Origin of the sequence: Vibrio sp. 10N.261.45.E2, from assembly GCF_002875705.1 — a bacterium.
Classification (GTDB): Bacteria; Pseudomonadota; Gammaproteobacteria; order Enterobacterales; family Vibrionaceae; genus Vibrio.
This window is the reverse complement of record NZ_MCZZ01000058.1, coordinates 72,876-84,937: the sequence shown is the minus strand read 5'-3', so window position 1 is coordinate 84,937 and position 12,062 is coordinate 72,876. Positions and strand designations below refer to the sequence as shown.

General features: G+C 43.6%; 11 protein-coding genes. 6 read left to right on the top strand and 5 right to left on the bottom strand.

Translation table 11 applies throughout. The features are described from left to right. Nucleotides 1–38 precede the first annotated feature (38 nt). From BCT34_RS03435 to BCT34_RS03420, 4 genes are all read left to right on the top strand, one after another. Nucleotides 39–467, top strand: a complete 429-nt coding sequence (locus BCT34_RS03435; RefSeq protein ID WP_133150986.1) for a hypothetical protein — start codon at nucleotides 39–41, stop codon at nucleotides 465–467. Between the two features lie 11 nt (nucleotides 468–478). Next, nucleotides 479–778, top strand: a complete 300-nt coding sequence (locus tag BCT34_RS03430; protein ID WP_102305757.1) for a hypothetical protein — start codon at nucleotides 479–481, stop codon at nucleotides 776–778. A 144-nt stretch (nucleotides 779–922) separates the two neighbouring features. Further along, nucleotides 923–1,213 (top strand): hypothetical protein, encoded by a 291-nt coding sequence (locus tag BCT34_RS03425; RefSeq protein WP_102305756.1) that lies wholly within the window; start codon nucleotides 923–925, stop codon nucleotides 1,211–1,213. Nucleotides 1,214–1,296: 83 nt separating this feature from the next. Continuing rightward, nucleotides 1,297–1,836: a hypothetical protein gene (locus tag BCT34_RS03420; protein WP_102305755.1), complete on the top strand. Its 540-nt coding sequence runs from the start codon at nucleotides 1,297–1,299 to the stop codon at nucleotides 1,834–1,836. Nucleotides 1,837–2,152: 316 nt separating this feature from the next. Here BCT34_RS03420 and BCT34_RS03415 read toward each other — a convergent pair whose 3' ends face one another. After that, nucleotides 2,153–3,181, bottom strand: coding sequence for an IS630 family transposase (locus BCT34_RS03415; protein WP_102305770.1), 1,029 nt, complete (start codon nucleotides 3,179–3,181; stop codon nucleotides 2,153–2,155). Between the two features lie 59 nt (nucleotides 3,182–3,240). Here BCT34_RS03415 and BCT34_RS03410 point away from each other — a divergent pair, with 59 nt between their 5' ends. Beyond that, nucleotides 3,241–3,546 (top strand): hypothetical protein, encoded by a 306-nt coding sequence (locus BCT34_RS03410; protein ID WP_102305754.1) that lies wholly within the window; start codon nucleotides 3,241–3,243, stop codon nucleotides 3,544–3,546. A gap of 298 nt (nucleotides 3,547–3,844) precedes the next feature. Then, nucleotides 3,845–6,310 (top strand): Ig-like domain-containing protein, encoded by a 2,466-nt coding sequence (locus tag BCT34_RS03405; RefSeq protein ID WP_198594883.1) that lies wholly within the window; start codon nucleotides 3,845–3,847, stop codon nucleotides 6,308–6,310. A gap of 90 nt (nucleotides 6,311–6,400) precedes the next feature. On the opposite strand, the gene BCT34_RS03400 is transcribed toward BCT34_RS03405, so the two are convergent. The 4 genes from BCT34_RS03400 to BCT34_RS03385 form a co-directional block, all read right to left on the bottom strand. Next, complete coding sequence (locus tag BCT34_RS03400; protein WP_102305752.1) at nucleotides 6,401–6,850, bottom strand: type II toxin-antitoxin system YafO family toxin; 450 nt, start codon at nucleotides 6,848–6,850, stop codon at nucleotides 6,401–6,403. A gap of 8 nt (nucleotides 6,851–6,858) precedes the next feature. Continuing rightward, the gene (locus tag BCT34_RS03395) at nucleotides 6,859–7,407 is read right to left on the bottom strand and encodes a hypothetical protein (RefSeq protein ID WP_102305751.1); all 549 of its coding nucleotides are present in this window, start codon (nucleotides 7,405–7,407) and stop codon (nucleotides 6,859–6,861) included. 501 nt (nucleotides 7,408–7,908) lie between these two features. Then, complete coding sequence (locus BCT34_RS03390) at nucleotides 7,909–8,397, bottom strand: hypothetical protein (RefSeq protein ID WP_102305750.1); 489 nt, start codon at nucleotides 8,395–8,397, stop codon at nucleotides 7,909–7,911. Further along, entirely contained in the window at nucleotides 8,390–12,049 is a 3,660-nt protein-coding gene (locus BCT34_RS03385; protein WP_102305749.1) for a hypothetical protein, read from the bottom strand. The genes BCT34_RS03390 and BCT34_RS03385 overlap by 8 nt, the downstream gene beginning before the upstream one ends. Nucleotides 12,050–12,062: the final 13 nt, after the last annotated feature.

The following is a 12,062-nucleotide window of genomic DNA, read 5'->3' as shown; positions in this document are numbered from 1 at the left end:
CATTAATACCAGCGATTATTGTTGTATAACGTCTCTCGATGACATTGAAAATAGAGTTTACCCCATGTACTAATTACGACTCGGAGGCCAATATGTTCTACGACTTCTTAAGAGGTTTTTATCATCGTTACGTAGCACCGCATCTCGCCCAAGCGACGTTACTAGGATATTTACAAACCACATTTGCGTTCGTCGCTATCGGGCTTGGCTTGAGCCTATATATTATTGCGGCTCATGAAGTGTTCATGTTCACATTCGAATTGGTGGGCAGCCACTTGAGTTTGAAAATGGTAAACGAAACCAATGTGTTAAACATGATAGGAAGGTTTGGTGTAACACTTGTATTGTCACTATACGCTGTCGCTTTCTATACATTGGTACTGTGGGGGTTATGGCATATCAAAACCGTTTTTGGTGGCGTAAAAAAATGGGTGAAGGAAGTGGCGGAATACTCTAACCAACGCTAAGGAGAAAGGTCATGGAAGGTAAAGGCGCAATAGATTCTCGCCATTCGAAGTATTCAAAATTTCGAATTTGGCTTACTGATGTGAGACTCATACTTGTAGCGATTACTGTAACAATTCTACTTATAGCTATGTATCGAGCTTACCAAGAACAATCGCTCAATGATGCTATCTCGAACGCAAGCAATGAATACGGCCCAATGATGAGTCAGTGCTTAGAACTAAGCAGTACAATTGAATGCTTAGGAAACTTAAAGATTGTTGCAGATGCCAATACTTATGAAGCAGCCAAAGCTATTGTGTTGGCTGATTAAGTGTCGGTTCTAGTAGAGCGTGGAGCAATGTCAAGACTGAGCTTCCCAACAAAAAGATTATCGAGTAAGGAGAAAAGTATGATTGCATTGTTTCTCGTTACCCGTCTCAAATCTCCATTACGACAAACTGAAGGAATCTGAATCATGGCTCTAGATACAGAAAAATTTCGCCAAGTTAGATTAAAAAGCGCAGAGAAAGCGAAGAAAAAACTGCCTATAGCTATCGCGCTTACGTTGGCACTGTTGATGGCGTCAATATATGGAGTTTGGAATAGCCAAACAGCGAGCTTTCCACCAGAGGTCTTTGGACTAGCTTTACTAACAGCACTAAGCCTGATTTGGTCGGTTAATGTTTATGTTTCCGCCAATCCCAATCTTGAAAAAGGTGACGAGTTTATTAGAAGCTTGAACCGTAAGTATGGAAATAAAAGGTAGTCAAATGCATAGGGTGGTTACAGGTTCATGTTTAGTGTGTCTGATTGGCCATTGTTACGAAAGAGAATGATTAAGGGAAAATCATGGCGAATTATTCAGCTAAAGGATATGAGGGACAGAACATTGAGGCAATTCAGGACGCGAAAATGTGGGTTGCCTTTGACAATCCAAATGTTGATATTGATAAACCTACCTTAGTCTTAGCGGCAACAAGACAGGTGCCACCTAATACAGATGGTTGGATGTTAGCAACTCAAACATGCGGTGGTTTTGGATGCTATCAAACTGATGCGGCAATTATGCTGTTATCAATCAAACCTGAAATAATAGATAGCATTCAGCGCATCGTAGACGAAGACTGGTATCCCGATAGTTTGGACTATGAAGGTTTTTGTTCACCAGAAAGTGAACCTGTTAAAGCATATCTCCATGAACTAGCAAAGATTGGTTTAACGTTTAATGCTTTTGGTACGGAGATTCGACTATCTCAAGCGTTATATCCTGTTGATTCTGTTCAATCAAATTTGAACGTCCTTACCCACGAGCAAATCAAATTAAATGAAATTGATCCAAATAATGAGTGCGGATTAATTGTTTATTTGGTCGGTGATAACTGCGATTAATAGGGGAAAGTCATGAATAATAAGTATCACAGAAAAAACAGGGATGATGAAGAGTCCCGAAAAGCCGAAATAGGTAGCAACGCCTGTTTATGTATCGTTTCATTTACATTCTTTATTGTGTTTATTACTTATCAACTCATCAAAGGGCAAATTTCTTTCTTAGAAGTCGCAGGCATCTGTGCGGCCTCACTTGTATTCCTCTCTTTTGTAACGCATACCTCCCCTATTTACTGGATCAAAGAATTCGGGGTGATGTATAAGATCGGATTCAGATATTTAATATCGTTGGCACACAAAAAGGTAAATGTATACCCGTTCAACTTGAAGATACAGGTTTCAAAATCTGAAAATTATCCGTAATTCTGGATGCCAGTGAGCCTGCAACTTCTGGTAGCGTTACATCGAAAAATTCTTTGATGGCTGAAGTGAATTCTGGCTTGGAGGAGAAGTAAATATTGTTCCTCACATGTTCATTCATCACTTTCCAAAGCCGCTCGATTGGATTTAAATTTGGACTGTAAGGCGGTAAGTAATGAAGCTCGACATTGAGCACTTTTGCCGCATTTCTCACCAGTTCTGAGCGATGATAGGCGGCGCCATCCAGTACTAGGTGAACTTTTTGCTCCAACGGGTAATGCTCCTTTTTGAGTTTCCAGAAGAAGCGAACGATGCTCTCGCTGTTTATCGTGTCATACGTGTCTGTCACTGTTGCGCCAATATTTTGAAGCGGTAACGCACCGATAATATTAAGACGAGTTCGACTGCCTGTTGTCTCAATCACTTTGTCTTGGCCTTTGCGTATCCAGCCATAACTGAGTTTTGTTGACTGCGTAGGATGAACGGCATCCATGAACAGCACAGGGTCTTCGCTCTTTCTTAGCATCTCGTTGTAGTATGCGATAAAGGCTTGCTGCATCTCTGGATTAAACTTGTGCGGTACACCTTTTGGCTTCTTATATGAGAAGTCGTGGTGATGTAGCCACTTGTTCATGCCAGCAACGGTATAACGGATACCAAACTCAGCTTGAATATAAGCAACAATTTGGTGGGTGTGGAAGTAGGTTTTCTCTGCCAGATGTTCGATAAGCTGCATAGTTTGCTTAGCAGAAAGTCGGCTCTGGCTACCACCATTTTCAGGCTTAAGTTTTTCAGAGAGAACATAATCACTGAGGTGACGAGCTACGGTCGATTCGTGAATACGAAGAGCTTGAGAAATCATCGTCTGACTCCAACCTTCAGACGCGAGTAAAACAGCTTTGATACGGTCACGTACTCGACCATCACGAGTTGAATCGTGCATCTCTTCGAGTTGTTGTTTCTGTTGAGGAGTCAGTATTATTTTCATGGTGCGTAGCATGATCCTGCTTTAAGGAAAAATCAAGCATCTTCAATGATCACGGGTATATGATCAGATTAGCAGACAAGAATGTGGTAGTTCCCCATTGGCACATACCGCTAATGACAGTTTTTTGCCTTGGCGTCGGAGTATTCACCGAGTTCATCTGGTTGACAGGTATTGGGATATTTTTTGCTGGATTGCAATGTTCAATAGTCCTTCCTATTTGGCAAGATCTGAAAACAGACAAAGACGCACGGTATCTCAGATTTATGCGAGCAACCAAAGTCTTCACGTTTTGGTATTGGTTCGTTCCAATTGCCGCGATTTTGCTTGCTGTCGGTGCTGTAATTAAACATCTATTACTAACGTAGAATATGGTTTCTTTCCAGACTAAATAATAGCCATAAGCTAAACCATAAAGGCTGCTTCCGACAATGCAGTTGAAGTCGCAGCCGAGTTTCCCCTCAAACAATTTCATCTCCCTCAATATGTTCATCCGATTCCCAAACATTCAAATACGACATTTAGTTTGGAACAAGCCAAACGCTTCCTTGATAACCTCGATTTGAACGAATGCGATGAGAAGGCCAGTTGGCTTTTGAGTCATTTCAATCTTAAGCATGGGGGGACGTTATGCATTATTACTGGAAAATACTCACAGGGTTGTTGATGACAGCTTCAACAAATGCGTTAAGCCAAGTTCAGTTCATCGAAATAGACAACCACAATACAAAAGTATCGGTAGAACAAGTTTTTGTTCCGGCTCACACCAATATGAAGTTTCATATTATTTCAGGCTTAGATCGCCAAGTAACGGTAGACATGACTTCCCAACATGGGACCATAAACCGAGATCTTGGCGTCGTTGGTATACGTGACTCGCTTGAGATAAATACCGAGAAATTTTACGGTAAGAGCCTCGACCTTGGACAACTAGCTCAAGGGCAATATTCAATCAAAGTCAGCCAATATGATACAACGGGTCAAATTATGAGTACGACCCACCAGCAACTAACAGTCGATACCGTTGCTCCATCTCTCGGAAGTCTTTTCTGGAACAGTGCATCGTATAAACTCCAAGACGTACCGAATAATCAATGGCTAGGCGATTTTGAGGTCTGGAACTGGGGAGTTAGTGATGTTAACGATCAGCTGTCCGGAATTGACTCAATCAAAGTTTACGCCACAGATAAAGGTTCAACCACACCGTTAAAGTCCCCTATTGAGATCTCCTATAACCCATCAACAAAAGAAGCCAAACAAGGTGGTGCGCCTTCCATTTTCCCAAGTTACGAGCGCGAATACACTATCCATATCGATGCCTACGATAAGGCTGGAAATATAGGAAAGATGACCAAAGACATTACATGGACAGGCCGTGGTATTTTACCTGAATTGGTTGCGGTCAATGATGGGACTTACGGAGGTAACTTTTTAGCCGGTTCTCCATACACCGGTTATAAACCTTACACTCCAGGAATGGCCGTAGGTAACTACAATTTCAGTTTGGTTTACAAGATGCCCTATGAGTGGGCCAACCCCGCAAATCCGGGCAGGCTTTACAGTCACAGGGGGCAATTCAATACCACAGAGTTCGTGAAAGATGGATATGCTTATTTCAGTGTTGCCACCGTGTATTCCAAAGGCGATCCTAGAACCAATGAGATCCCCATTGGGCGTCATGACCGATGGGTATCGTATTTCCTATATCACGACTTAAATTTGGCTCCGCATTTGGCCAAGCAACCAGTCGCGATAAAACAAGAATATTTTGTCAATGGTGTCGGTTGGGTGAACTACAACCACCACATGTTAGGCGTTCACAACCAACATGACCTACCCTCACAATTTAGGGTGACTGCGGAAGCTCGGCCTTACAATCAAAGGGTATTCATACAAGAGCACGGCGCTGGTGGAGGATATTCGAATTGCGTGATATTGGCGAACCAAACAACGTGCCAAGCGCCATTGCCGACTCAATATGTGGATTGGAACGGGGTGAGTCCATCTGTTCCTATTGGCACCATTTATTTCAGACACTTTTGGATGAATAAAATTGTTAAAGACGATTTTCGTTCGCTTAAGAGTTCAAACTTAGGGGGCATGAATTTCACGCTCGACAAATCCTTGCCAAAGATAACCACGGCCAAAAAAGTGCCATTTACGAACGAGTTTGAAATCTACGCACTCAAAGACTTTGCAGGTGAAGATTGGAATCGCATCCAGATGTCGAAGGTTGGCTTAAAAGTGACTGACTCAAGCAGTCGAACCCAATATGTGTGGCTAAATGGTGACAATGGTAACGTCAGCCTGAATGGTAAAACGGTGCCATTAGGGGGCGCGTTCATGAGCAAGTCGATAGCGCTACCAGAACTTGCTGCAGGGACGTATGAAATCGAACTTCTAGCACAAGATACCGCGATGAATACAACGGCACACAGCTTAGGCTCTTTGCAATACGAGCCACAACCTCCTGTGATCGAATTAAGTACCGTCGACGGCCAACCACTTCAAAGCGCGATGCTCACTAACCTCAATCAAATACTAATTCATATTCAGGACACGTCTCAGTTCATCGTTGAGTCTGTGCGCCTACATGGAGGTGGAGAAGCAGTGAAAGACGAGTTCGAGTTGAAGCTGGTTGATGTTGCGTTAGACAAATACGCCGTCGAAACGCCAAGGGTATTCCCTACTCTTATAGAAAACGAATGGTACTCGTTAACCGTAGCGGTGAGAGACGATCTCGGGAATCAAGCCACCGCGACCAGCCGTTTTAAATACGTACCAGAAAATATCATTGAATTGGGTACACTCGTAACTCTGCCGGTCGATTCCGTTTTATACACAACGAATACGAATACCCCTATCACTGCGGTTATTTTTAACCCAATGACAGTCGAGGGTGGTCAAATGGCGTCTGGGGTGCATGATTACTATATCACCGTGGGCAGTCAGTCTACCCTGCCAATATCAATCGATGGATTTGAAATAGCACCAGGTGAATCTAAGTTATTAACCATCGATTTCGGAAACGGAGATGAACAGATCATCATTCCAGTGTCGGCAAGAGGTGGTGAGATAGGCACCAGTAATATAATGGTAGAAATCCCTCAGTTGAAATCGAAGTATAACTAACAAGGGGTGCGCTCATTGTTGTTCAATGAACCTGAAGGGATGGTATAGCGGATAGAATCGATGCCAGCTGATGTTAAGCTGGCATGGGTATTACAGGTCGTTGAACTTCAACCCTTCCTTGAGAAAATAATCCATGAAATTGTTGTCATAAAGCTTTGAGAATTTACCTTTCGCCTTATCTGTGTGGCAAGGATTTGCTACACCAAGTAAAAGGATATCGTCTTCATTTTCCCAGTGACTAGAGTACACAATGCAAGTGTCACTCGTTCTATCGAATTGACGTCGTGCTCTATTCCATTTGCCTTGTTTGGCGCTGTCAAACCATGGACTGCTCGGGTCCCACAAGTGGATATGCCCCAACCCTGCATCTTCAGCGTCTGTCGGATAGGCTAGACTTGCAACACGGCCAAGATATTGAACCGATAGATCATCGTCGTAACTTAAGTGAAGGGAGATATCTTTGCACAAAGCTTCAACGTCATTGAAGCCTTGTGCTTTGATTTCTTGTTCAAATCGAGGGGATGGGGTGACGTTTTTCATGCGTTCCCCTAGTGATAATTAGAGACAGTCGCTTGTGTCGCCGCTTTGAGTTTTGCAACTTTATCAGAAGTCATCTCAAAGCTAGTCTCATATTTACCAATCGAAGCCACTTGGAGTTGGCGTTCGATCGACATTAAATCACCAACGGCACGGCGTAGCTTCGCTGTAGCCTTACGAATTTGTTTTGCTGTTTCAACCGCTGGTTGCTCATACGCCGTTGCACGACGACTTAGGCTTTCGTGTTGCGCTTTAAGAATCATCTCAAAACCACGGATATAACCGTCTGCGACCACCAGCTCATCGATAGTTACTTTATCAAAATAGCTCTCAGGTACATCTGATTGCTCAATCTCACTGTAAACTTCTCTAAGCTGTTTAGTTTGAGTGTTGAGTTTTGCAATAATAGACACAGCCATTTCTAAGCTTTCAGCCGAAACTTGGCGTTGGTTATCTTTACACTCAATTGTCTCTAGACGAAGATCCATAGCTTTAGCAACAGTATCGCCCATTGACGCACTGGCATTGCCACCGAGCGCAGCAAGAATACTTGCACTCATAATTAGCCTCTTCTTCATTGTGACCTCAAAAACATTATAGGAGTAATTATAGAGAGGTGATAAACCTAGCTCATTTCACGGGACGGGAATTATCCATGTCCAAAGCAAGATTACAACCATTCAATATTGCTAACAATCAGCCCATAATGATTAATGTCACACCACTCATGCCCATATGTTGCGCAGGTAGCGTTTAGTGCAACAGTAGCAGTAATGGCATCGCGGAATTAACCCGAACCATCGTTGTACGTTAGAAAGCGATTCAGAGCGGTTCTAGGGATAGTTTAGGGAAAATCAAAGGGATATCGTCTTAAAACAAGTCTAAGATTATACGATAAGTGTGATTTAGATCACATATTAACGTTAAGTATCCACAATGTCTCTGGTTTTCTGGGAGGTTTTTGTAAATTCGATTGGTGGCTGGTGGCCAAAAAGCCTTGCCAAGATAATGATGGACCCTCGCCTTTAAATAGGTAGCTAAACCGATAAAGCCAGTTGACGTTATAGTTTTAGTCCTTTAATGAGTTTACCAACCGCGTCAGCATTGGCTACGAAGAGGCTGCACTGTTCTGAGTAGCATAAACCGATTTTTTGGTACAGCTTTTTGGAGACAGATGCATCGCAATGCTGGCGGATTATCAATTGCTGCATGCCGATAACTGCGGCTATATATGTATGCGGATTGTCACTCATCCAACGTCTTAGCGTATTAACAGGCACAGCAAACCCACTCAGACGCTCAACCTTGTATGGTATCCCTAAAAGGCTATGAGTCTCATGGTGGTTCGATATTGATAGACTCACCGCGTTTTGCAGAACCGCTTTATATGTCTCCGGTTGTAACTCAATAGCTGTACACGCTGTATCAAACAGCATGGCTTTTTCAGGTGAAGTCTTGCACCAATTTTTCAGACGAGTAATCGATACATGGCAGACATTCGCAACTAAGGCGATGTCGTTTTCCATTTGATAGTTAGACATGTTAGACATATTCGAAGTCCTCTTGTTTAGCTTGATATGCAAGCATGCTTTCTAACGTGTTCGTTCTCTTTGCGGTCTTTTTAGTCTTTTGCTTTGACTCCGACTTACTTTCCAATATTAAGTCCTCATGCACGATTACTGGCAGTTCTAGTGACGCCGGAACAGGCACCTTCTGTGAAGTGTTTGGTAAATTAGCACAGTAACTAAGACGCGTTGAGAGATCGACTTTTGCTACTGCTTTGCTCTTCAATGTCGACCCTTCAGCTGAAATGCCTTTTGCTAAATCAGTAAACCACTCGATTGCCTTGCTCATTCTCTCAAGCTGCTTATCCAGCATCAACTTGAAATTCGTTAGATTAGGTCGTAGGTGAGACGCTGACGGTTCAAATAACGCACCAGCTGACTGTGGATGATATTGAGTGATCACTAGTTTATACATCTCAAGGTGATGATCGCGGTTTTGTGTTTCGTCTACACCTGACTTCTCTGCGATTTCAATTTTATCGCGTATTGACTGAACCGCTTGAACCATCGGCTGCCACTTTTGAACAACTCCTATGGCAGTTTTACTCAGTTCGCTCATGGCTTTTTCTGTAACAGTAGCAAGGCGAGTTAGAAAAGACGCATCCAGAGAAAGATGGCTCCTTTGCGATGGGGTCAGTGCCTTGCGTTGCAATTCATTAAATGAAGACAGCGCATCTTGATTGAGCAGTAACCATGCTTTGTATGCCGCTGCCCTTTGAGTGTGACTAATCTCGTGAGTATTAAACTGGACGTTAAATATCGATGTAGATAACGTATCAAACCCTTCTTCCACATATTGTTGAGCAAGGCTAAACAACTGTTGAACCTGTAGCAGTGACTCTTGATGTGGCGTTCCCGCATGCAAAGCCGCCTTTACCTGCTTCCTTTGCTTATTTCTTAGTTCACGCACAACACGAAGTACACCCACTTTATCCATTCTGTGTTGCTTCATGGTAATAGCCCAAGGCTGTTTTTGGATTTCCTCAACAGACATTGATTGATAGTCCAAAGCGCCGAGTTCTGCGAACAATTGAGTACGCTTGAGAAGTTCACGGTACTTAGCGATATATGAAGGTGACACGACCACGCCCCCCATCGTATTCAACATTTCAGCTGGACACGTTGATATAAACTTTCTTACTGGGCCACGATGACGGAGCGCACGAGCTAAATGTGAATCATGTACATCCAATGCACGTTCAAAGCCACCCAGTCTCTTAAACATCTCTATGGACTGTTCGGTGACGGCGATTTTTGCACCATCCACCAGCTCTCCATGGCAGTTAATGAGCTCAGTTTGCACGCTAACTTCTTTTTCATATGCATACCCAAAGTCAACATTAAGGCCATTTAGCTTATTGGCATGGGCAAGATGTAAGCGCGAATCTACTGACAATGGATAGAATTTAACGCGGGTATTTGATTTCGAAAGCTTACCATTTTGAGTTCGTACTACTCGCTTTGTGAAATGGGCTTTTGCTGACACCTTTCTCGGTTTCTCGTTATACGCCACACCTAGCACCGCACTTTTTAAATACGGGATAGACTGAGTAAGTAAAGTCGGTTTCTTTGAAGGAAACTCAGTAGCGAGGGCTTTGTTCACGAATTGCTGGGCAGATTGTAAGCTTACGAACTCACGTTGAACTAATTTATCGGAGATCGCTTCCATTACATTGTTGATGCGATTAGTGGCCAACTCAGTGAACGTGGTAGATAGATACTCTGACTCAAAAGACTTCGATACCAATTTTCCGTCAATGCGTACCTTCCCCATTTCGGGCGTACCAAAGGTAACAGACCCGATATCGACCAGATGCACTTCACCTTTGATGTTTGCACTCACCTGATACTGGCCATCGTCAACTTGCGTGTCATTGAATGAATGTGAAACCGACATTTCCACTTTGACTGGCGTATTGTGTTGGGGATTACGCTCAAGCGTGCAATTGTTGAAGCCTGCTTCGTTAGTGATATCCGAGGTATCAATCGGACGTCGCCAATACGACAGAAGCGCACGGTGGTTGGCCACATAATGGTTCGGTTCCTCTTTTTTGAACACAGGCATCATTACTGCTTCAGGGAGAGGATATTGCGGGTCAACTAACTTGATGGTCTTCCCCGTTTCCGCTTCCCACTCTGCATTGGTTTTCGGAAACGGAATCCATGACTCAGGTCTTAAGTGAAGATCACGCCAGATAGCAAGTGGTCTAAACGGAAGGCTTGCTATACCGTCAATGCCCCAGCGATAGCTTAGGTACACTGCGTGACGTTCAGAGAATAGTTTGATTTGTGGATTCACCGCTTGAGCTTTATACATAGCCAAATAACCACGTCTCGCTTTCGCATTCAACGTCACATCATTTTGGATCTCTACAATGCCGGGATGTGTATCCTCTTTGCCTTCGGCAATAAGTTGACGAAATTCTGCAGCCCTTTGCTGTGAAAGAATTGATAACTGGGCAAAAAGTCTGACCAACTTCTCCAAGTAGCGCGGCTTTAATACGTTGGGTTGAAGCGCAATTCTGCCATAGCCTACACTGTCGTATCCTTTAGCATGTAGAGCACGAGCTCTCATGTTCGCAGACAGACGGAACATGTAATCACGTAAACGCAAAGCTTCCTCTTGACCGAGGATATTCCATCGGTCTTGTTTAGCCAAACTGCTTTGAGTTTTATCAATGGTGCCAACTTGAGTACAGATCAAGCACCCATATCGAGCTTTACCTGAACACCCAGCACCATGCTTTTGTCCGACTGAGATCTCACATGCTTCTTGCGCGGCATTTCCATAGATGGCCAACAACAAAGCAAAGTCGGGCATGAATGCTGGAATAGCATTTTGAATACCAGGGAGGTTCTTCGTCAAAGGCTTCTTTCCGGCTAACTCTAAGGCCGTAAAGACTTCATCCGTTAACCAATCTCGGATAGGTGCATACTGATACAGACGGAATGTACTGACATCACTTTGGTCCACCAGCTCCGCCTTGAGTGCATCGATGGTCTTGTTTGCAGTACCCTGCTTCTTCATATTACGAGTACGACGTGTGCTTTCATCTTTTACGCGTGAGCCCGAAAAAGAGATAACCGGTGACGACGCGTACTGCTCCATGCCTTCCATACCTTCAAATCGATTCAACATGGTTTTAATGTACTTCTCGGAAGGGATCAGCTTCAAAATTACAGTACAGTCGCCGGACATAGACGCATTCTGAATCACTTTTTGTGCCGACAAGTAACGATTGGCGTACTCTTCATGAAAGTCAGGAGCCACACCATCATAGAAAAGGTTAATGCCACAGTCCTTCGCATAGGCTTTCAAGAACGGAGCCGCATACTCGCTGTACATCTGCATTGGCAATGCTTCTGCACCAGGATTAACGGTGCTTATCATCAGTGGACGTGAGGGTTCGATTTTTCCTTCCGCAATGCTCTGTTTGTAAGCTTCAATCAAGCACAGTGCGACCAATGTGCTGTCTTTCCCCATACTTAAGCCTTCATGACAAATATACTTCTCATCAGCTTCGATCAGGCTACGCGTTTCTCTCACCGTGTCATTGAAGCGATCAATAATCCCCATATGCAGGGCATACAATTGACTGCTTAATGCGTCTTGTGCTGTCGATACTAATAAAGTCATGTCCGATTCCCTA

What these genes read in the sequence shown, in the direction of transcription:
- BCT34_RS03425 (WP_102305756.1), top strand. Translation starts at nt 923, where the DNA reads ATGGCTCTAGATACAGAAAAATTTCGCCAAGTTAGATTAAAAAGCGCA.
- BCT34_RS03390 (WP_102305750.1), bottom strand. Translation starts at nt 8,397, where the DNA reads ATGTCTAACATGTCTAACTATCAAATGGAAAACGACATCGCCTTAGTT.
- BCT34_RS03400 (WP_102305752.1), bottom strand. Translation starts at nt 6,850, where the DNA reads ATGAAAAACGTCACCCCATCCCCTCGATTTGAACAAGAAATCAAAGCA.
- BCT34_RS03410 (WP_102305754.1), top strand. Translation starts at nt 3,241, where the DNA reads ATGATCAGATTAGCAGACAAGAATGTGGTAGTTCCCCATTGGCACATA.
- BCT34_RS03395 (WP_102305751.1), bottom strand. Translation starts at nt 7,407, where the DNA reads ATGAGTGCAAGTATTCTTGCTGCGCTCGGTGGCAATGCCAGTGCGTCA.
- BCT34_RS03435 (WP_133150986.1), top strand. Translation starts at nt 39, where the DNA reads ATGACATTGAAAATAGAGTTTACCCCATGTACTAATTACGACTCGGAG.
- BCT34_RS03415 (WP_102305770.1), bottom strand. Translation starts at nt 3,181, where the DNA reads ATGAAAATAATACTGACTCCTCAACAGAAACAACAACTCGAAGAGATG.
- BCT34_RS03420 (WP_102305755.1), top strand. Translation starts at nt 1,297, where the DNA reads ATGGCGAATTATTCAGCTAAAGGATATGAGGGACAGAACATTGAGGCA.
- BCT34_RS03430 (WP_102305757.1), top strand. Translation starts at nt 479, where the DNA reads ATGGAAGGTAAAGGCGCAATAGATTCTCGCCATTCGAAGTATTCAAAA.
- BCT34_RS03405 (WP_198594883.1), top strand. Translation starts at nt 3,845, where the DNA reads ATGACAGCTTCAACAAATGCGTTAAGCCAAGTTCAGTTCATCGAAATA.
- BCT34_RS03385 (WP_102305749.1), bottom strand. Translation starts at nt 12,049, where the DNA reads ATGACTTTATTAGTATCGACAGCACAAGACGCATTAAGCAGTCAATTG.